Origin of the sequence: Streptomyces sp. NPDC060209 (assembly GCF_042728155.1) — a bacterium.
Classification (GTDB): domain Bacteria; phylum Actinomycetota; class Actinomycetes; order Streptomycetales; family Streptomycetaceae; genus Streptomyces.
This window is the reverse complement of sequence record NZ_JBHWZS010000030.1, coordinates 1-19,266: the sequence shown is the minus strand read 5'-3', so window position 1 is coordinate 19,266 and position 19,266 is coordinate 1. Positions and strand designations below refer to the sequence as shown.

General features: G+C 71.0%; 16 protein-coding genes. 7 read left to right on the top strand and 9 right to left on the bottom strand.

Annotated features, from left to right (window positions below):
* The 3 genes from ACFWFI_RS09025 to panB form a co-directional block, all read right to left on the bottom strand.
* Positions 1–858 carry an ABC transporter permease gene (locus tag ACFWFI_RS09025; protein ID WP_387387327.1) on the bottom strand — a complete coding sequence of 286 codons (858 nt, stop codon included), beginning with the start codon at positions 856–858 and terminating at the stop codon, positions 1–3.
* The gene (locus ACFWFI_RS09020; protein WP_387387325.1) at positions 855–1,874 is read right to left on the bottom strand and encodes an ATP-binding cassette domain-containing protein; all 1,020 of its coding nucleotides are present in this window, start codon (positions 1,872–1,874) and stop codon (positions 855–857) included. The genes ACFWFI_RS09025 and ACFWFI_RS09020 overlap by 4 nt, the downstream gene beginning before the upstream one ends.
* 121 nt (positions 1,875–1,995) lie before the next feature.
* Positions 1,996–2,883 carry a 3-methyl-2-oxobutanoate hydroxymethyltransferase gene (gene panB / locus ACFWFI_RS09015; protein ID WP_387387324.1) on the bottom strand — a complete coding sequence of 296 codons (888 nt, stop codon included), beginning with the start codon at positions 2,881–2,883 and terminating at the stop codon, positions 1,996–1,998.
* A 184-nt stretch (positions 2,884–3,067) separates the two neighbouring features.
* On the opposite strand from panB, the gene ACFWFI_RS09010 reads away from it, so the two are divergent.
* The 5 genes from ACFWFI_RS09010 (at position 3,068) to ACFWFI_RS08990 (ending at position 9,608) form a co-directional block, all read left to right on the top strand.
* Complete coding sequence (locus ACFWFI_RS09010; protein ID WP_387387323.1) at positions 3,068–4,675, top strand: MFS transporter; 1,608 nt, start codon at positions 3,068–3,070, stop codon at positions 4,673–4,675.
* Positions 4,676–4,777: 102 nt separating this feature from the next.
* On the top strand, positions 4,778–5,479 hold the full coding sequence (locus ACFWFI_RS09005) for a TetR/AcrR family transcriptional regulator (protein ID WP_387387322.1): 702 nt from the start codon (positions 4,778–4,780) through the stop codon (positions 5,477–5,479).
* 240 nt (positions 5,480–5,719) lie between these two features.
* Positions 5,720–6,670 carry an endonuclease/exonuclease/phosphatase family protein gene (locus ACFWFI_RS09000; RefSeq protein WP_387387370.1) on the top strand — a complete coding sequence of 317 codons (951 nt, stop codon included), beginning with the start codon at positions 5,720–5,722 and terminating at the stop codon, positions 6,668–6,670.
* Between the two features lie 317 nt (positions 6,671–6,987).
* On the top strand, positions 6,988–8,178 hold the full coding sequence (locus ACFWFI_RS08995) for a Cmx/CmrA family chloramphenicol efflux MFS transporter (protein ID WP_387387321.1): 1,191 nt from the start codon (positions 6,988–6,990) through the stop codon (positions 8,176–8,178).
* Between the two features lie 212 nt (positions 8,179–8,390).
* On the top strand, positions 8,391–9,608 hold the full coding sequence (locus tag ACFWFI_RS08990) for an MFS transporter (protein WP_387387319.1): 1,218 nt from the start codon (positions 8,391–8,393) through the stop codon (positions 9,606–9,608).
* Positions 9,609–9,689: 81 nt separating this feature from the next.
* On the opposite strand, the gene ACFWFI_RS08985 is transcribed toward ACFWFI_RS08990, so the two are convergent.
* Positions 9,690–10,904, bottom strand: a complete 1,215-nt coding sequence (locus tag ACFWFI_RS08985; protein WP_387387317.1) for an MFS transporter — start codon at positions 10,902–10,904, stop codon at positions 9,690–9,692.
* Between the two features lie 265 nt (positions 10,905–11,169).
* On the opposite strand from ACFWFI_RS08985, the gene ACFWFI_RS08980 reads away from it, so the two are divergent.
* Positions 11,170–12,021, top strand: a complete 852-nt coding sequence (locus ACFWFI_RS08980) for a hypothetical protein (RefSeq protein ID WP_387387316.1) — start codon at positions 11,170–11,172, stop codon at positions 12,019–12,021.
* 85 nt (positions 12,022–12,106) lie between these two features.
* Here the strand turns inward: ACFWFI_RS08980 and ACFWFI_RS08975 are convergent, their stop codons facing one another.
* From ACFWFI_RS08975 to ACFWFI_RS08955, 5 genes are all read right to left on the bottom strand, one after another.
* Complete coding sequence (locus tag ACFWFI_RS08975) at positions 12,107–13,861, bottom strand: NAD+ synthase (protein WP_387387315.1); 1,755 nt, start codon at positions 13,859–13,861, stop codon at positions 12,107–12,109.
* Positions 13,862–13,954: 93 nt separating this feature from the next.
* Positions 13,955–15,538, bottom strand: a complete 1,584-nt coding sequence (locus ACFWFI_RS08970) for a multicopper oxidase family protein (RefSeq protein ID WP_387387313.1) — start codon at positions 15,536–15,538, stop codon at positions 13,955–13,957.
* A 142-nt stretch (positions 15,539–15,680) separates the two neighbouring features.
* On the bottom strand, positions 15,681–16,106 hold the full coding sequence (locus tag ACFWFI_RS08965) for a CBS domain-containing protein (RefSeq protein ID WP_387387312.1): 426 nt from the start codon (positions 16,104–16,106) through the stop codon (positions 15,681–15,683).
* 124 nt (positions 16,107–16,230) lie between these two features.
* Positions 16,231–16,932 carry a DUF305 domain-containing protein gene (locus tag ACFWFI_RS08960; RefSeq protein ID WP_387387311.1) on the bottom strand — a complete coding sequence of 234 codons (702 nt, stop codon included), beginning with the start codon at positions 16,930–16,932 and terminating at the stop codon, positions 16,231–16,233.
* Positions 16,929–17,603: a DUF3105 domain-containing protein gene (locus ACFWFI_RS08955; protein WP_387387309.1), complete on the bottom strand. Its 675-nt coding sequence runs from the start codon at positions 17,601–17,603 to the stop codon at positions 16,929–16,931. The genes ACFWFI_RS08960 and ACFWFI_RS08955 overlap by 4 nt, the downstream gene beginning before the upstream one ends.
* Before the next feature lie 246 nt (positions 17,604–17,849).
* Between ACFWFI_RS08955 and glnA the strand changes: the two genes are divergently transcribed.
* The gene (gene glnA, locus ACFWFI_RS08950; RefSeq protein WP_327119220.1) at positions 17,850–19,211 is read left to right on the top strand and encodes a type I glutamate--ammonia ligase; all 1,362 of its coding nucleotides are present in this window, start codon (positions 17,850–17,852) and stop codon (positions 19,209–19,211) included.
* The last annotated feature ends 55 nt before the right edge of the window (positions 19,212–19,266 follow it).

Genomic DNA, 19,266 nt, shown 5'->3' with positions numbered 1-19,266 from the left:
TCAGGACTTCTTGCGGAACTTGGACACCGCGAGCGGGGCCATCACCGCGGTGATGACCACGGTCCAGCCGAGCGTCAGCCAGACCGAGTTGCCGAGCGGGCCGCCCATCATCAGTCCGCGGGCCGAGTCGGCCAGGTTGGACAGCGGGTTGTAGTCCGTGAACGTCTGGAGCCAGCCGGGCATGGTCTGGGTCGGGGCGAAGATGGAGGATCCGAACTGGAGCGGCATCATCACGAGCATCCCCATTCCCTGGACCGCCTGGGCCGTCTTCATGCTCAGTCCGAGCAGGATGAAGATCCACATGATGGCGGCGCCGAACGCGGCCGCCAGGCCGATCGCGCCGATCAGCCCCAGCACCGACCCGTGGAGTTCCATGCCGAGTGCGAAGCCCATGCCCAGCAGGATCAGCGTGGCGACCATCATCCGGCCGAGCTCGACCACGATCTTCGCGATGAGCACCGAGGAGCGGGCGATCGGCATCGTCCGGAACCGGTCCATGACCCCCTTGCGGAAGTCGTCGTTGACACCGCTGCCGACGGCCATGGCGATGTTCATGCCCATCATCGCCATCAGGCCGGGGATCAGGTAGTTGAGGTAGTCCTGTCGGTCGCCGCCCAGGCTGCTGCCGACCGAGCCGCCGAACACGTAGACGAACAGCAGCACGAAGATGACCGGCATCAGGAGCGCGTCGAACATCGACTCCGGATCCTTCTTGATCTGGAGCAGATTGCGCCGTACCAGTGCCCCGATGTGGCGAAGGTTGTTCCGCAGCCCGATCCGGCCCTCGTCGTGGAGCTTCGTGGCTTGTGCGGACGTGCCCGCGTCGGTGGGGGTGGGCGTCAGAGTCGTCGTGCTCATGCCGCGACCTCCTGGGGGATCGAGTCGGTGACGGTGGCCTTGTCGCCCGTGATGGCGAGGAAGACCTCGTCCAGGCTCGGCAGTGCGGTGGCGACGTGGGCGAGGGAGAAGCCCCGGGTGCCGAGCAGGCCGATCACGGCGGTCAGCTGCGCGTCGCTGAGGATCGGTACGTAGAGCAGCCCCTCGTCCGGGACCGCCTGGGCTCCCGCGACGCCGTCGAGACCGGCCTCCCGCAGCGCCTGCGCCATCGCGGCCAGTTCTGCCGGGTCGGAGGGCCGGATCTGCAGGGTGCGGCCGCCGACCTTGGCCTTGAGCTCGTCGACCCCGCCCCGGGCGATGATCTTGCCCTTGTCGATGACGGTGAGCTCGCTCGCGAGCTGCTCCGCCTCCTCCATGTACTGGGTGGTGAGCAGCACGGTCGCCCCCTCCGCGACCATCCGCTGCACCTCGTCCCAGACCTCGTTGCGGGTACGGGGGTCGAGCCCCGTCGTCGGCTCGTCCAGGTAGAGGACGGCCGGGCTGCCGATCATGGATGCGGCCAGGTCCAGTCGGCGCCGCATGCCGCCGGAGTAGTCCATGGCGGCCTTCTTGGCGGCGTCGGTGAGGGAGAAGCGCTCCAGCAGCTCGTCGGCGCGGGACCGTGCCTTCTTGCGCGGCAGGTCGAGCAGCCGCCCGATCATGTAGAGGTTCTCCCAGCCGGAGAGCTTCTCGTCGACCGAGGCGTACTGCCCGGTCAGGCCTATGGTGCGGCGCAGCTGCCGGGGCTGCTTCACCACGTCGTAGCCCGCCACGACCGCGTGCCCGGCGTCGGGCAGGATCAGGGTGGACAGGCAGCGTACGAGGGTGGTCTTTCCGGCGCCGTTGGGCCCGAGCACGCCGAGGACGGTGCCCTCGCGTACATCGAGGTCCACACCGTCCAGCGCCTTGGTCTCGCCGTAGTGCTTGACCAGCCCCCGCACCTCGACGGCGTTCCTGCCGCCCCTGAGGTTCTTGTCGATTTGCGTCATGGACACCATCAGACCAGCCGCCACCGACAAGTCACCGACATGTCGCTGACAGCGGACCGACAGCAGGCGACAGCCCGCCGATGGGGGAAGTCGGCGGGCTGTCGGTGGTGCGGCAGTGGTCGTGTGGGCGTCAGTGGAAGGTGTGCTCCGCCGCAGGGAACGTGCCGCCGATGACCTCTTCGGCGTACTCCTTGGCGGCGTCGGCGAGCACCTGACGCATGTTCGCGTACTGCTTGGTGAAGCGCGGGACCTTGCCGCCGGTCAGTCCGACCATGTCGGTGTAGACCAGCACCTGCGCGTCCGTGTCGGGCCCGGCGCCGATGCCGACGGTCGGGATGTGCAGCGTGCGGGTGACCTCGGCGGCCAGTTCAGCCGGTACGAGCTCCAGGACGACGGCGAACGCGCCCGCGTCCTGCACCGCCTTCGCGTCGCGCAGCAGCTGCTGGGCGGCCTCCTCGCCGCGGCCCTGCACCCGGTAGCCCATCGCGTTGACGGACTGCGGGGTCAGGCCGATGTGGCCCATGACCGGGATGCCGGCCTCGACCAGGAGCCGGATCTGCTCGTGGGAGCGCTCGCCGCCCTCCAGCTTGACCGCGCCGACGCCGGCGTCCTTGATCAGCCGGGTGGCGTTGCGCAGGGCCTGGACCGGGCCCTCCTGGTACGCACCGAAGGGCAGGTCGGCGACGATGAGGGCGCGCTTGGTGCCGCGTACGACGGCGGCCGAGAGGATGGCCATCTCGTCCATGGTGACGGGCACGGTGGTCTCGTAACCGAGGTGACAGTTGCCCATGGAGTCGCCGACGAGCATGACCGGGATGCCGGCCTCGTCGAAGACGGACGCGGTCATCGCGTCGTAGGCGGTGAGCATGGGCCACTTCTCGCCCCGCTCGCTGGCGGCGGCGATGTCGTTGACGGTGATGCGGCGGGTGCTTTTGCCCCCGTACAGCGCCTTGTCGGCACCGGGGGTGGGACCCGCGGGGGGTGTGGCGGACTGGTTCTGCGCAGCCTGAAGCGACATGGCCAACGGCTCCTTCGTCATCTCGAGGCGCCCTGACGGCGTCCCCGGATCCCTTCCATGGTGGCATCCCGGAACCGTTCCCGGGAAGTGGGCCCACCGCGCCCGGTGAACGGTGCGCGGCAACCGGGTAAAGTCTTTACAATACGAGACGGTCTCGTATTGGAAGTCCGCTAGAGTCTCGGCCATGTCCATACCGTCCGGCGCTCCCGTCGCCGCGCCCCGTGTCCCGGAGGCGGTCCACCGCCGCCGCTGGGCCATCCTCGGCGTCCTCATGTTCAGCCTGCTCATCGTCGTTCTGGACAACTCGATCCTGAACGTCGCGGTCAAGACGATCGCCAGCCCCGCGCCGACCGGTATCGGCGCCACCCAGAGCGAGCTCGAGTGGGCGATCAACTCCTACACGCTCGTCTTCGCCGGACTGCTGTTCACCGCAGGTCTGCTGGGCGACCGCATCGGCCGCAAGAAGGTCCTGCTGGCCGGAATCCTGGTCTTCGGCCTCGGCTCCGCCCTGGCCGCGCTCTCCTCCTCGCCCGGCGAGCTCATCACCTGGCGCGCGCTGATGGGCTTCGGCGCGGCCTTCGTGATGCCCGCCACCCTCGCCGTCCTGATGAACGTCTTCGAGCGCGACGAGCAGCCCAAGGCCATCGGTATCTGGGCCGGCAGCGTCGGCCTCGGCATCGCGATCGGCCCGATCACCGGCGGATTGCTCCTGGAGCACTTCTGGTGGGGCTCGATCTTCCTGGTCAACGTGCCCGTGGTGATCATCGCGCTCATCGCCATGGCCGTCCTCGTGCCCGACTCCCGGGACCCCGCCCCCGGCCGCGTCGACCCGTTCGGGGTTGTCCTGTCCATCGTCGGCCTGGTCCTGCTGGTCTACGGCATCATCCGGGGCGGCGAACTCGCCTCCTTCACCGACGTCACCGTGCTCGCACCGCTGATCGGCGGCCTGCTGGTACTGGCCGGCTTCGTATGGCACGAGAAGCGCAGCAGCCACCCGTCGATCGACATCTCCTACTTCCGCAAGCCCGCCTTCTCCGCCGCCGTCGCCGCCATCGCGCTGGTCTTCTTCGCGCTGATGGGTGTCACCTTCTTCTCCGCCTTCTATCTGCAGAGCGTGCGCGGCTACACCGCGCTGGAGTCCGGGCTGCTGATCCTGCCGCTCGCCGCCGCGCAGATGATCTTCGCGCCGCGTGCCCGCCTGGTCGTCGACCGGTTCGGGGCCCGGGCGGTCTGCACCGTCGGCATGCTGCTCGTCGCCGCCGGTCTCGCCGCCTTCGCGCTGTTCGGCGCGGACACCCCGCTGTGGGTGCTGTGCCTGGTCTTCTTCGTCCAGGGCACCGGCATGGCGCACATCATGCCGCCCGTCACCGTCGCCGTGATGCAGGCCCTGCCCCGCGAGCGGGCCGGCTCGGGCTCCGCCATCAACAACACGTTCCGCCAGGTGGGCGGCGCGCTCGGCATCGCCGTACTCGGCTCGGTGCTCTCCACGGTCTACCGGGGTGACATCGAGGGCCACCTCGACGGCGTACCGGCCCCCGCGCGGGATGTCGCGGGCGAGTCCATCGAGGCGACCCTGGGCTTCGCGGAGAAGCTGGGCCCGGCGGGCAAGCCGCTGATCGCCGCGGCGAACGACGCGTTCATCGGGGCGATGCACGTCACCGCACTCGGCTCGGCGGCGGTCGCGCTGATCGGGGCGGCGGTGGTGGCCGCGTTCCTTCCGGGCCGACAGCAGGCGCAGGCCGGGCCGGACCCGGCCCGGCAGGCGGCCGAGGAGCCGGTGCACCAGTCCTGACCCACCGCTCCGGCCGGGGAGTCGCTCCACCCCCGGCCGGTCGGCGAGAATCGAGACGTACGGGCAAGTGAACGGCGGACGGCGCAGCGAGAGGCGGCCCACGTGCGGCAGGCGGCACAGAACCCGGTGCAGGACCCGGCCGCGGGCCCGGCGGGCCCGCCCTGCCAGGGCCAGGAGCCGCGCCGCGGCCGCCCCCGCAGCGCGGCCGTGGAGCGGGCGATCCTCGACGCCGTCGTGCAGCTGCTGGAGGCGGGGGAGACCCTGGACGGCCTGTCCATCGAGCGCATCGCCCGTACCGCCGGGGTCGGCAAGGCCACCATCTACCGCCGCTGGAGCGGCAAGGAGGAGCTCTTCGTCGACGTCCTGCGCGACATAGAGCCCGCCGATCCCACCGTCTCCGGCACCGCCGGCCTGGACGACCTGCGCGTACTGCTGGAGTCCATGCGCACGCGCGGTCTCGCCCAGCGCTCCTCCGCCCTCCTGCACAACGTGTTCGTGCAGATGAAGAAGCACCCCAGGCTCTGGACCGAATACCAGAGCACCGTCATCGCGCCGCGCCGCGTCGCGATGCTGGCCGCCGTGCAGCGGGCGGTGGACGCGGGCGAGCTCCGCGACGACCTCGACGTGGAGCTCATGGACGACCTGTTCCTCGGGCCCATGCTGGTCCGCACCGTCCACCGCCCCGAAGCACCCCTGCCGGAGGACCTCGCCGACCGCATCATCCGTACCCTCCTCCAGGGCCTCGCGCCGCGCTCGTCGAAACCGCAGGTCACAGCCGTGGAGCCGACGTCCGCCCCCGTGTGATCGTTCCGTCACAAACCTCGGGAACCGTCACCGTGGCAGGAACCCGCAGCACCGCATCCGTCGTCCTGATTCCAATACGGCCGTCGTCGACGGCGGGAACGGCGTCACCCATCGCCTAGGGTCAAGAGGCGCGGTGATGTGTACGGACAGGCAGTGAGGACGAGCGCAATGGTGCAGGCGTACAGGGCGGACACCGAGAACGCCGGTGCGGGTTCGCAGCCGGTCTCCCGTTTCCGGGCCATGTGCCGGAGACTGGCCTCGGACCGGGGCATCTGGCGGCGCGGCATCCTCCTGGCGCTCTGCTCGGTGTTCCTGACCGTCGTGATGGTCTTCCACTCGGACATCCCGAACACCATCGGCAACCTGGGCAGCCTCATCGAGACGTTCCTGCCATGGTTCGGCCTTCTCCTGCCGCTGCTGCTGATCCTCGGTCTGGTGCGGCGTTCCGCGACGGCGGTGATCGCCCTCGTCCTGCCGGTCGCCGTCTGGCTCAACCTCTTCGGCGGCCTGCTGTTCGCCGACAAGTCGGGCACCGGCGGCGACCTCACGGTCGCCACGCACAACGTCAACGCGGGCAACCCCGACCCCGCGGGCACCGCCCAGCAGGTCGCGGGCTCCGGCGCGGACATCCTGGCGCTGCAGGAACTCCCGAGCGGCAAGGTGGAGGCCTACGAGGACGCCCTCGCCGACCGCTATCCGCACCACTCGGTGCAGGGCACCGTGGGCCTGTGGAGCAAGTACCCGGTGACGGACTCCAGCCCCGTCGACATCAAGCTGGGCTGGACCCGCGCGATGAGCGCGACGGTCACCACCCCCGAGGGCCCGGTCAAGGTGTACGTCGCCCACCTCCCCTCCGTGCGGGTCAAGCTGAACGCGGGCTTCACCGCCAACCAGCGGGACGACAGCGCGGACGCCCTGGGCGAGGCGATCTCCGACGAACCGATGGACCGGGTCGTTCTGCTCGGCGACCTGAACGGCACGATGAACGACCGCTCGCTGAACGCGGTCACCGCCCAGATGCGCTCCACCCAGGGCGCTGCGGGCGACGGCTTCGGCTTCAGCTGGCCGGCGTCCTTCCCGATGGCGCGGATCGACCAGATCATGGTGCGGGGCGTCGAGCCCCTCGCCTCCTGGACCCTCCCCGCCACGGACAGCGACCACCTCCCGATCGCGGCCCGCGTGCAATGGTGAGCGCTGCCACTTCGGCAGGCGGTACGCTCGCAGCCATGTCCAGCCCCGAGTCCGACAGACTCCGGCCGCCGGTTCGCCGGTGGCCGCTCGCCGACGCCGAAGCCCGCTGACCCCAGCGGTCACCGGGCTTCCACCGTCGCGCCGTCGGCCACCGCCGGATCATCCGCGGCGGTGTGGGCCGACTCCCATGTTCCGTGAGAACACCGGACATTCCACCGCGTTGCCGTTCTCGCGCTCCGGCGCGTGACACGGGCGCGGCCCGCATCCCCTGCACACCGCTCGTTCCTCCGACGGTTCCGTACAAGGGGTCCTCTCTCATGCCATTCGCTGTCCATGTGCTCGGGCTGGCGGTCTTCGCCCAGGGCACATCGGAGTTCATGCTGTCCGGCCTGCTCTCGGGCATCGCCGGTGACCTGCACGTCTCACTGGGCGCCGCCGGTCTGCTGACCTCGGCCTTCGCGGTCGGGATGGTGGTCGGTGCGCCGCTCACCGCTCTGGCCGGCCGCACCTGGCCCCGGCGCCGGGCACTGCTGTTCTTCCTCGGCGTCTTCGTCGCCGTCCATGTCGTCGGCGCCCTGACCCCCAGCTACGGGGTGCTGCTCGCGACCAGGGTCGCGGGGGCGCTCGCCAATGCCGGTTTCTGGGCGGTGGCGCTGGTCACCGCACTGGACATGGTCGGCCCGCACCAGCGGGCGCGGGCCACCGCCGTGGTCGTCGGCGGCGTGACCGTCGCGTGTGTGGTGGGCGTTCCGGCGGGTGCGGCGCTCGGTGAACTGTGGGGCTGGCGCTCGGCTTTCTGGGCTGTTGCCCTCGTCTCCGTGCCGGCCGCGGTCGCACTGCTGGTGGCCGTGCCGGGGGGCCGGCCCGACGACGCGCCACAGGTGGGCGCGAGGAGTGAACTGCGCGCCCTCGCCCGGCCCCGGCTGCTGCTGACGCTGCTGGTGATGGCGCTGGTGCAGGGGGCGACCTTCTGCACGTTCTCCTACCTGGAACCGCTGGTCACCCGGGTCACCGGGTTCGGCGCGGGCTGGGTGCCCGTGGTGCTCGCGCTGTTCGGCGTCGGCTCGTTCGCGGGTGTCACCCTGGCCGGACGCCTGGCCGACGCCCGCCCGGACGCGGTCATCGGACTCGGAATGACCGCCCTGGCCGTCGGCTGGGCCGCCCTGGCCCTGACCGCCGCCCACCCGGTGGCAGCCCTCGCCCTCGTCCTGCTCCAGGGGGCACTTGCCTTCGGTACGGGAACGACGCTGATCACCCGGGTCTTCCACCTGGCTCCGGACGCCCCGACGATGGCGGGCTCCTTCGCGACGGCCGCCTTCAACGTGGGCGCCGCGGCCGGGCCCTGGCTGGGCGGCCTGGCTCTCGGCGCGGGTTTCGGCTTCCGCGCTCCGGTCTGGGTCAGCGCCCTGCTGATGGGTGCGGCCCTCGCGCTCACGGGGGTACTCTCGGCGGCTTCCGGCGTCGTACGGCCTCCTACCGCCCGGAGGCGGCCGGCGCCGGAACGATGACGGCGACGGCCCGGGGCGGACCCACCGAGTGACGTCCAGATCACACTCCGCCGCAACGGCATGTTCACGTCCGGGCATAAAACGTCTGAGAGACTTTGTTCCGACGGGGTACATAACCCGTCCCGGCAACGAAGCCGACGCTCCCGCACACACTCCGCCGCCACCCGGCCCTCCACGGCCCGGGCGGCCCCCCTGCCCGAAAGGTTCTTTCCATGCCCCTGGCCCTGCTCGCCCTCGCTGTGAGCGCCTTCGGCATCGGCACCACCGAGTTCGTGATGATGGGGCTGCTGCCCAACGTCGCGGACGATCTGGGAACGTCCGTACCCACCGCCGGTTACCTCGTGTCGGCGTATGCGATCGGCGTCGTGCTCGGTGCCCCGCTGCTCACCGGCCTCGGCTCCAGGATCCCGCGCAAGCGGATGCTCCTGCTGCTGATGGCCGTCTTCACCGTCGGCAACCTCGCTTCCGCCTTCGCCCCCGACTTCGGCTGGCTGCTGGCCGGCCGATTCCTGGCCGGACTTCCGCACGGGGCCTTCTTCGGGGTCGGCGCGGTCGTAGCCGCGCGCCTCGTTCCCGACGGCCGCCAGGCCCGCGCCGTCGCCACGATGTTCCTCGGCCTGACCGTGGCCAACATCGTCGGCGTCCCGGCGGCCACCCTGCTGGGGCAGCACCTCGGCTGGCGCGCAACGTTCGTCGTCGTCGCGGTGATCGGGCTGGGCGCGATGGCCGCCCTCGCCCGCCTCGTACCGCAGATCCCCGTCGAGGCGCACCAGAACGTGCGCCGTGAACTGAGCGCGCTCGGCAACCGGCAGGTGGTACTCGGCCTGCTCACCGCCGTCCTCGGCTTCGCGGGTGTCTTCGCCGTCTACTCCTACCTCTCGTCCATGACGACCGAGGCGATGGGCTTCGGCGAGTCCTCGGTGACGCTCGTACTCGCGCTCTTCGGCATCGGGATGACCCTCGGCGCGCTGGCGGCGGGACCGCTGACCGACCGGGCGCTGCGTCCCACCCTCTACGGCTCGCTGGCGGCCCTGGCCGTCGTCCTCGTGGTCTTCCCCTTCACGGTCCATGTGCAGTGGGCGGCGCTGGTCATGGTGGTGCTGCTCGGCGGCATCGGCTTCATGACGACCACGCCGCTGCAGATGCTCGTGATGAACAAGGCCAAGGACGCCCCCACGCTGGCGTCCGCCTCCAACCACTCCGCCTTCAACCTCGCCAACGCGGGCGGGGCCTGGCTCGGCGGCGTCGCCATCGCGGCAGGCTGGGGCTGGACGTCTCCGGCCCTGGTCGGCGCGGTGCTGGCCGTGGCCGGACTCGCCGTGGCGGTCACGGCGGGTGTGCTGGACCGGAACCCGGGCACCTCGCGTGTCGTGGCGTCCGGCGCCCGCGCCGAGGCGCGCGAGCACGCGGAGGCACGCTCCGAGTCCTGAGCCCCGGGTCCCTGGGCTCCGAGCCCGGGCCCCCGGTCCCGGGCTCCGGCGAGCCGTGAGTCCGGGACCGGGCATCGTCGGTCACGGCGATGCCCGGCCGGTGGGGGCGGATGTCCCGCGTCCCCACCGGTCCGATCCCAGCCAGGCCGCCGTGACCAGGCCCGCCGACGCTGCCACTGCCAGAAGCAGCCGTACGTCCGTCACCGCGAGCAGCCCGGCCCCGCACGCGAGCGCCAGTGCGTTCGGCACCATCATCAGCGAGTTGGCCGCCGCCGCCGTACGGCCCAGTACCGCGTCCGGGGTCTCCCGCTGCACCGCGGTCATCGCGGTGATCAGCACGCACGGCAGGCCCGCACCGATGGCCACGCTCGCCGCGAGGGCCACCGGCTCACCGGCCGAGGGCCTCACCCCCAGGGCGACCGCGAACACCGCGATCCCGGCAGCCGCGAAGGCGCGCTCCGGCACGCGGCGCAGCATGGGCCCGGCCAGCAGCCCGACCGCCACCGACCCCGCACCCTGGAAGGCGTACAGCACCCCGGCGTACGCCGGTGGACGGCCCAGCGTCTCGACGACGGCGTACACCGCCGCCCCGTTGAACCCCGCCAGGAGCATCGTCAGCGCTCCGGCGTACACCAGCGGCCGCAGGGTCGCCGAGCCGCGGAGCAGCCGTATCCCCGCCGCCGTACCGCCCCGCCGTCCAGCCCTACGGGGCGCCCCGGCCGGCTCCCGCACCCGCAGCTGCGCGAAGACCAGGGCCGCCACGGCGAACGTCACCGCGTCCAGCACGACCACGGGGCCCGCGCCGTACCGTGCGTACAGCCCGGCGCCCGCGAGGGGCGCGAGCAGCTTCATGCCCTCGTTCGCCGTCGTGCGCAGCCCGTTGAAGTCGCCCAGCAGCCGGGAGTCGACCGCCCGCGCCACCAGCGCGGCCTCCGCCGCGTCCAGGAGTACGCCACTCACTCCGTAGAGGAACAGGACCGCGAAGAGCGCACCGATCCTGTGGCCGGGATCGACGAGGAGAAGTGCGGCCAGCAGTCCGGCCATCACCGCATTCACCGTGATCAGCAGGAGCCGGCGGGGCACCTGGTCCGCCACCGCTCCGAGGAGGGGGCCCGCGAGGACCGGCGCCCACATCGCGCACACCGTCAGGGCGGCCAGACCGTCCGACCCGGTGAGCGACTTGACCCAGATTCCGGCGGTCAGCCACATCGCGGACGTACCGAACCCGGACACCGTCAGGCCCACGAGACAGAGCAGGGCCGTGCGATCCCGTACCACCGCGCCCGACGCCACCATGCACTCCCTGCACCCGCAGTTCGCGCTCCCGGCCGGGGCGCTCTCCGGGCCATGCTGACGACTGAGGTGGGGCGGCGGCATCGGGCAGACGCCTCAGAAAGCCATCCCGTTCGCTGAGTGCGCGGTAGCGGATGGGCGGTGGCGGCCCAGTCCCCGCCGGTACACGACTGCAGCGCAACTGCAGCGGGAATGAGGCGCTTTCACGCCCCGAGGGCTGCGTATTCTCCTCGTGACCTCTGGGCGCGGCGACAGGAAGGACGCGGGGATGAGCGGAAGCGGTGCGCCGTGGAATCCGTACGGAGGAGGACAGCCGCCGGGACCGGGGCTGCCACCCGTACCGCCGGCGGGCCCGTGGCCGCCGGGTCCGACGCGCAGGCTGACCTTCGCACGTCTCTTCAACCCGTTCGCTGTGGGGCGTGCGGTGTTCACACCGTCCCGGCCGGACCGTGTGCACGACCCGGCGGTGAAGAGGGTGCAGGTCCTGCGGACGGTCGTCGGCCTGGTCGCCATCACGTGGATGCTGTTGTCCTACGGGCTGGCATCGGACGCCGACGCCGTGGTGGACGACCGCTTCGACCAGATCCGCACCACCCTCATCGTGCTTGGGGTGACCTTCCCGGTCGCCGTCGCCTGCTTCGTCGCGGCGGCCCGCCCACCCAACCGGCGCCTGTTCCTGCGCCGCGTGGCCAAGCCCGCCGGGGCGCTGCTCGCGCTGGTCGTCACGCTCGCCGTGCCGAGACTGATCACGGGGCTGGGCTACGTGGACGAGGAAACGGACTGGACGGCGTCGCCGGGGAGGGTGGTGCTGCTGTTCGCCCTCGGCGCCTTCCTGTTGTGGCTCGCCCCCTTCGCTCTCTACGGCATCGCGCAGTCGCTCGTGCACGTCTTCCGGACGGCAGACCTCCACGAGACGGTCCCGCCGCTGCTCGCGACGCTGCTCGTCTGGGAGGTCGCCCTCTTCGACGTCTTCCGGGGCGCCTACGACAGCGTGCCGTTCGGGGTGCGGGTGGCCTTCACCCTGGGAGCCCCGCTGTCCGTCACCGCCGTGGCGGTGTGGGAGCTGAGGCGGCTGCGCACCCGGCACGGCATCACCCTGCGCGGAGCGCTGCTCCGCTGAGCCGCCCCGGCGGAGACCGTCCCTCGGGCCTGCCGCTGCCGACCGGTCCGCACCGCGTGTGCGGACCGGCTCCAGGTGTCCCGCGTCAGCTCGACTCGCGCCACCGGTTCGTGATCGGCAGCCGGCGGTCCTTGCCGAAGCCCTTCGGCGAGATCTTCGTGCCCGGCGGGTACTGCCGCCGCTTGTACTCCGCCGTGTCCACCATCCGCAGCGTCTTCGTCACCAACGCCTCGTCGTACCCGGCCGCCACGATCGCGTCCCGGCCCTGGTCCCGGTCGACGTACAGCTCCAGGATGCTGTCCAGGACGTCGTAGTCCGGCAGCGAGTCCGTGTCCACCTGGTCCGGGCGCAGTTCGGCGCTCGGGGGCTTGGTGATGGACGCCTCCGGGATCGGCGGCGTCAGGCCGCGCTCCTCGGCGGCGCGGTTGCGCCACTTCGCCAGGCGGAAGACCGACGTCTTGTACACGTCCTTGATCGGCCCGTACGCGCCGACGGAGTCCCCGTACAGCGTGGAATAGCCCACCGCCAGTTCGGACTTGTTGCCCGGCGCGAGCACGATCTGGCCCTCCTGGTTGGAGATCGCCATCAGCATCGTGCCGCGCAGCCGCGACTGGAGGTTCTCCTCCGCCAGCCCGGTGAGCCCCAGCGACCCCATGTAAGCGTCGAACATCGGCTCGATCGGTACGGTGCGGAAGTTCAGCCCCGTACGCCGGGCCAGCTCGGCCGCGTCGCCCTTGGAGTGGTCCGAGGAGTACTTCGACGGCATCGAGATGCCGTACACATGCTCGGCACCCAGCGCGTCGCAGGCGATCGCCGCGACGAGCGCCGAGTCGATTCCGCCCGAGAGGCCGATCAGGACGCTGCTGAAACCGTTCTTCGCGGCGTACGCGCGCAGACCCACGACCAGCGCCGAGTACAGCTCCTCGTCGTCGTCCAGCCGCTCGGCGTATCCGCCGGCCAGCTCGGGCTCATAGGCCGGCAGCGGCTCCTCGCTCAGCACCACATGGTCGATCCGCAGTCCGTCGTTGACGACCCCGGACGGCGCCACGGCCGCAGCGGCCGGCAGGTCCAGGTCGAGGATCACGGTGCCCTCGGCGAACTGGGGTGCGCGGGCGATGACTTCGCCGTCCTTGTCGACGACGATGGAGTCCCCGTCGAAGACCAGCTCGTCCTGGCCGCCGATCATCGCCAGATACGCCGTCGTGCAGCCGGCCTCCTGGGCCCGCTTGCGGACCAGTTCCAGCCTGGTGTCGTCCTTGTCGCGCTCGTACGGGGAGGCGTTGATCGACAGCAGCAGCCCGGCTCCGGCGGCGCGCGCGGCCGGGACACGGCCGCCGTCCTGCCAGAGGTCCTCACAGATCGCGAGCGCCACATCGATGCCGTGCACCCGCACGACGGGCATGGAGTCGCCCGGCACGAAGTACCGGAACTCGTCGAAGACGCCGTAGTTGGGCAGGTGGTGCTTGGCGAAGTTCAGGGCGACCTGCCCGCGGTGCAGCACCGCGGCGGCATTGCGCGGGGACCCCGCGGGCTGGCCGTAGCGTGCCGCGGCGTGCTCCGAGCGGTCGAGATGGCCGACGACGACCGGCAGTTCCCCGAAGCCCTCGTCGGCGAGACGGGCGGCGAGCGCGTGCAGCGCCTTCCGCGAGGCCTCGACGAAGGACGACCGCAGGGCCAGGTCCTCGACGGGATAGCCGGTCAGCACCATCTCGGGGAACGCCACCAGGTGGGCGCCCTGCTCGGCGGCGTGCCGGGTCCAGTGGACGATCGACTCGGAGTTGCCGGCGAGGTCTCCGACGGTCGCGTCGATCTGATTGAGTGCGAGACGTAGTTGAGGCACGCGGCCAGTGTAATCGTCTGACTGACGCGATGTCCTGGTGTCACCCCGGCCGGAGGCGGCGGACCGCCTCCGGACGCAGTCGGGCCGCGCGGCTCAGCGCAGGTAGCCGAGGACCGTCATCATCCCCGATTCGGAGTGGTAGACGTTGTGGCAGTGCAGCATCCACAGCCCCGGGTTGTCCGCGTCGAAGTCGACCGTCAGTGAGCGCCGGGGCAGGATCGCCGCGGTGTCCTTACGGGCGCCGGGGGCCGCCCCCTTGCCCGCTCCGGCCAGCGCGAACGTATGGCCGTGGAGGTGGAGGGGATGCCACATCGAGGTGCGGTTGGTGAAGACCAGGCGTACCCGCTCCCCGGCCCGGACGGGCTGCCGCACCGCCGGGTCGTAGCGCTTGCCGTCGAAGGCCCAGTCGTAGGCCGCCATGGAACCCGTGAGCGTGATCCGCACGGTCCGGTCGGGCTCACGAGCCGGGAGCGCGACGGACTCGTCGGGAGCCAGCTTGTTGGCCGTGAGCACCTGGCCGTCCAGCTCCCCGGGCCGTGCGGAGGGCGGCGGCACAGCTCCCCGGGCCGTCCGCAGCACGGCCATCGTCGACGCGCCCTTGCCCTCGGCGAGAGCGGTCAGCGGGAACACCCCGTCCCCGGCCGTCACCAGCACGTCGTACCGCTCGCCCATGCCCAGCAGCAGGGCGTCGGTCTCGGTGTGCCGCACCGGGAAGCCGTCCGTGTGCGTGACGGTCATCCGGTGACCGCCGAGTGCCAGCCGGAACGCGGTGTCCCCGCCCGCGTTGATGACGCGCAGCCGGATGCGGTCGCCGGGGTGGGCCTTGAATACCGAAGGGGCTTCGGCCCTGCGGCCGTTGACCAGGTAGTGGGGGTAGTCGACGTCGCCCGCGTGGCCGCCGAGCAGATCGCTCTCGGCTCCCGCCAGCAGACGGGAGGGGGCGTCGCCGTCGCCGTCGGTCGCTGCGGCCATGTCGTGACCGGCGGCGTCATGGCTGCCGCCCCGGCCCTTGGTGAGTTCGTCGAGGACCGCGTCGGGGGTTGAGCCGTCCACCCCGTCGAGCCAGTCGTCGAGGACGACGATCCACTCACTGTCGTACTGGAGCGGCTCCTTCGGGTCGTCGACGATCAGCGGCGCGTACAGCCCCCGGTCGAGCTGGACACCCGAGTGGGGGTGGATCCAGTACGTCCCGGGGTGGGTGACCGCGAACCGGTAGGTGAAGTCGGCGCCCGGCTTGACCGGTTGCTGGGTCACCCCGGGGACGCCGTCCATGTCGTTGCGGAGGGAGAGGCCGTGCCAGTGCATCGAGGTGGCCTGGGGCAGGTGGTTGGCCAGGGCGAGTTCCAGGGTGTCGCCCGCCGTGACCCGGATCGCCTCACCCGGCAGACGGTCCCCGTACGCCCAGGTGGGGACGGTGAGGCCGCCGCCCAGTTCGAAGCGGGACGTGGTGGCGGTGAGCGAGACCTTCCGCAGGGGGCCGGCGCCCCGCCGGGTCTCGGTGTCCACCACCTCGGGTCCGTCGGGCGTGACGTACTGGTCGGCGGCTCGCGCGGGGGAGGGGGCGCGGAGGGGCGCGGCATGGGCCTGGGAGGCGACGGCCTGGGAGGCGAGGCCTGCTGTCCCGGCCAGGGCGACGCCGGCGCCGAGCACGGTCCGGCGAGTGGGCATTTCAGACATATTGCGCACGGTACCGCTGGCGGGTATAAGGGCGCGGCCCCGACACCCGGCAGCCCGGTGCCCCCCTCGTGCCTACGGGGGAGGGGCACCAGGCGCCCGGGGTGCGGGGCGGTACGGACTCTCTGTGGCGGCGGCGGAGCGGTCAGGTGCTGGCGTAGACCCTCTCCGCCCAGCCGGCGACCTGCTCGTCCGAGAGGTGGAGCGCCAGGTCGGCCTCGCTGATCATGCCGATCAGCTTCTTGTCCTCGATCACCGGGAGCCGGCGGATCCGGTGGCTCTGCATCTCCTCCAGCACCGCGTCGACGCCGGCCGTCGACTCGATCCAGCGCGGAGTGCCGTCGCAGAGCTCGCCCGCCGTCACCGCCGACGGATCGTGCCCCGACGCCACGCACTTGATCACGATGTCTCGATCGGTGATGATCCCGACCATTCGGTCCTGCTCGCCGTTGGCGGAGACGGGAAGCGCCCCCACCTTGTGGTCCCGCATCATCTGGGCGGCGCGGTCGAGCGTCTCGTGGGCGGGGATCCAGTGGGCCCCGGTGTGCATGATGTCCTTGGCCGTGGTCATGGGGTTGCCTCCTGCGTGCCGATGGGCACTGCTGTACGTCCCCGAGTCCTTCCATCGTCCCGGGCCCGCCCGGCGCACGCCAACGCTGTCACCCGTTCGGGCGTACGCCGGGCCGGTCCCGCGTTCAGGAACGGGGCGCGGCCCCGCGCGCGGCGAGCATGTCCGCCATCAGGTCCAGCTCGGACTGCTGGGCCTCGACCATGCCCTGGGCCAGCCGCTTCTCCACGGGAACGGTGCACTGCTCGGCGCAGCCGCGGGCCATCGCGACGCCGCCCTTGTGGTGGTCGGTCATCAGCTGCAGGAAGAGGATCTCGGCCTGCTTGCCGTCGGCCCCGCGGAGCCGGTCCAGCTCGGTCCTGGTCGCCATGCCGGGCATGAGGGCCCCGTCATGAGCCATGCCCGCACCCTCCGTGTCCCGCATGCCCTTCATGCCGTGCATGTCGTGGCCGCTGTGGGCGTCCGGCATCCAGGCCATCGGGCCCTGCCCGTCGGGCGCCGTCTTCGGCAGCTCCCACAGATCCAGCCAGCCGAGCAGCATGCCCCGCTGGTTGGCCTGCGTATTGGCGATGTCGTACGCGAGGCGGCGTACGTCCTCGTCCCGCGTCCCGTCCCGCACGATGAACGACATCTCCACGGCCTGCTGGTGGTGGACGGCCATGTCCCGCGCGAAGCCGGCGTCCGCGGACTCCGCCGAGGGTGTACGAGGCCCGGGCGCAGTCCCGTCACCTCGCGCCGAGGCGACCGTAGCCGCGCCGGCGAACAGCAGGGCGAGGCCCACGGCGGAGCCCGCCACCCACCGCGTACGACGGTTGCGCGAGGGGCTCAACCGTCGATCCCGCCGGTGCAGGGCGCGCCGGGCTCGGGCGTCTGCGCACCCTGGACGTACTTCGCGAAGAACCGGGCCACCCGGGGGTCATCGGCGCTGTCCACCGTGACCTGCTTGCCCCAGGCGCTGAGCATGATCGCCCCGGCCTGCCCTTCGTACGGGGACATCAGGGAGTACGGGGTGCTCCTGACGCGCGACGCGAGTCTGCCGACGTCGTCCCCGGAGGCCTTCTCGCTGTGCGTCACCCAGACCGCACCGTGTTCCAGGGCGTGCACGGCGTTGACGTTCGGGACGGCCTTTTCGTATACGACGCCGTCGCAGTTCAGCCAGGCCGGATTGTGGTTCCCGCCGACGGGCGGCTCCATGGGGTACTTCACGTCGGTGGTGACGTGGTCACGGGTCAGCGCCTTCGCGTCCCACGTCTTCTCGCCCGCGATCGGCTCGGCGGCGAGCTTCTTCTTCTCCTGCTCGGTCTGCTTGGAGTCCTGGGCCCGGCTCTCCTCGGTCTTCTCCTTCGCCTCGGACTTCTCCAGCAGCATGTACGACCCGAATCCCAGCAGGCCGGCGACCACGACGGCGCTCAGGCCTATGGCGACGACCCGGTTGCGGCGGTCCCGCGCACGGTCGGCGCTGCGCATCTGCTCTATGCGGGTCCTGCGGTCGAAGCTCATGACGTCGGGTCCTTCTGCCAAGGGGTCGGGAGGGACGGGAGAGGAGCGGGGGAAACCGGTGCGCGTGAGACCGTGGGGGAGCCCCCGCGGCCCTTGCACACCATGGGCGCCGATCGTAGTGGGTGGCCGCGTGCTCTCTCTCACACCGTGTGCGTAATCTGGGTGAAATCCCGGGTCGTGATACTGAGGTGTCTCCCCTACCCCGGGCGGTGGTGCACGGACCGTCTGAACTGCAAGGATGTGGCTATGGACAAGCAGCAGGAATTCGTCCTCAGGACGCTTGAGGAGCGCGACATCCGCTTCGTACGGCTGTGGTTCACCGATGTTCTCGGTTACCTCAAGTCCGTCGCCGTGGCCCCGGCCGAGCTCGAGCAGGCCTTTGACGAGGGCATCGGCTTCGATGGCTCGGCGATCGAGGGCTTCGCCCGTGTATACGAATCGGACATGATCGCCAAGCCGGACCCCGGCACGTTCCAGATCCTTCCGTGGCGCGCGGAGGCTCCCGGCACGGCGCGGATGTTCTGCGACATCCTGATGCCGGACGGCTCGCCCTCCTTCGCCGACCCGCGCTACGTCCTCAAGCGCATCCTCGCCAAGACCTCCGACCTGGGCTTCACCTTCTACACGCACCCGGAGATCGAGTTCTTCCTGCTGAAGAACAAGCCGGTCGACGGCAGCCGCCCCACTCCGGCCGACAGCTCCGGCTACTTCGACCACACCCCGCAGAACGTCGGCATGGACTTCCGCCGCCAGGCGATCACCATGCTCGAATCGATGGGCATCTCGGTCGAGTTCAGCCACCACGAGGGCGCCCCCGGCCAGCAGGAGATCGACCTCCGCTACGCGGACGCGCTGTCCACCGCCGACAACATCATGACCTTCCGCCTGGTCATGAAGCAGGTCGCGCTGGAGCAGGGTGTGCAGGCCACCTTCATGCCGAAGCCGTTCTCGGAGTACCCGGGCTCGGGCATGCACACCCACCTCTCCCTCTTCGAGGGCGACCGCAACGCCTTCTACGAGTCGGGCGCCGAGTACCAGCTCTCCAAGGTCGGCCGGTCCTTCATCGCGGGCCTGCTCAAGCACGCCGCTGAGATCTCCGCCGTGACGAACCAGTGGGTCAACTCGTACAAGCGCATCTGGGGCGGCTCCAGCCGCTCCGCGGGCGCCGGCGGCGAGGCCCCCTCGTACATCTGCTGGGGCCACAACAACCGCTCCGCGCTGATCCGCGTCCCGATGTACAAGCCCGGCAAGACCGGCTCGGCCCGCGTCGAGGTCCGCTCCATCGACTCCGGCGCCAACCCCTACCTGACATACGCGGTGCTGCTCGCCGCGGGCCTCAAGGGCATCGAGGAGGGCTACGAGCTCCCGGCCGGCGCCGACGACGACGTCTGGGCCCTCTCCGACTCCGAGCGCCGCGCGATGGGCATCGAGCCGCTGCCGCAGAATCTGGGCGAGGCGATCTCGCTGATGGAGAAGAGCGAACTGGTCGCAGAGACTCTGGGCGAGCACGTTTTCGACTTCTTCCTGCGCAACAAGAAGCAGGAGTGGGAGGAGTACCGCAGCGAGGTCACGGCCTTCGAGCTAAAGAACCTGCTGCCGGTGCTGTAACCGCAGGTCAGCGCCCTTGAGGTGCTTGAACGTGGCTTCGGGCCGACGGTGCGAC

Coding starts and splice junctions, on each gene's coding strand:
- ACFWFI_RS09025 (WP_387387327.1), bottom strand. CDS start 858: ATGAGCACGACGACTCTGACGCCCACCCCCACCGACGCGGGCACGTCC.
- ACFWFI_RS09020 (WP_387387325.1), bottom strand. CDS start 1,874: ATGGTGTCCATGACGCAAATCGACAAGAACCTCAGGGGCGGCAGGAAC.
- panB (WP_387387324.1), bottom strand. CDS start 2,883: ATGTCGCTTCAGGCTGCGCAGAACCAGTCCGCCACACCCCCCGCGGGT.
- ACFWFI_RS09010 (WP_387387323.1), top strand. CDS start 3,068: ATGTCCATACCGTCCGGCGCTCCCGTCGCCGCGCCCCGTGTCCCGGAG.
- ACFWFI_RS09000 (WP_387387370.1), top strand. CDS start 5,720: ATGTGCCGGAGACTGGCCTCGGACCGGGGCATCTGGCGGCGCGGCATC.
- ACFWFI_RS08995 (WP_387387321.1), top strand. CDS start 6,988: ATGCCATTCGCTGTCCATGTGCTCGGGCTGGCGGTCTTCGCCCAGGGC.
- ACFWFI_RS08990 (WP_387387319.1), top strand. CDS start 8,391: ATGCCCCTGGCCCTGCTCGCCCTCGCTGTGAGCGCCTTCGGCATCGGC.
- ACFWFI_RS08985 (WP_387387317.1), bottom strand. CDS start 10,904: ATGGTGGCGTCGGGCGCGGTGGTACGGGATCGCACGGCCCTGCTCTGT.
- ACFWFI_RS08980 (WP_387387316.1), top strand. CDS start 11,170: ATGAGCGGAAGCGGTGCGCCGTGGAATCCGTACGGAGGAGGACAGCCG.
- ACFWFI_RS08970 (WP_387387313.1), bottom strand. CDS start 15,538: ATGTCTGAAATGCCCACTCGCCGGACCGTGCTCGGCGCCGGCGTCGCC.
- ACFWFI_RS08965 (WP_387387312.1), bottom strand. CDS start 16,106: ATGACCACGGCCAAGGACATCATGCACACCGGGGCCCACTGGATCCCC.
- ACFWFI_RS08955 (WP_387387309.1), bottom strand. CDS start 17,603: ATGAGCTTCGACCGCAGGACCCGCATAGAGCAGATGCGCAGCGCCGAC.
- glnA (WP_327119220.1), top strand. CDS start 17,850: ATGGACAAGCAGCAGGAATTCGTCCTCAGGACGCTTGAGGAGCGCGAC.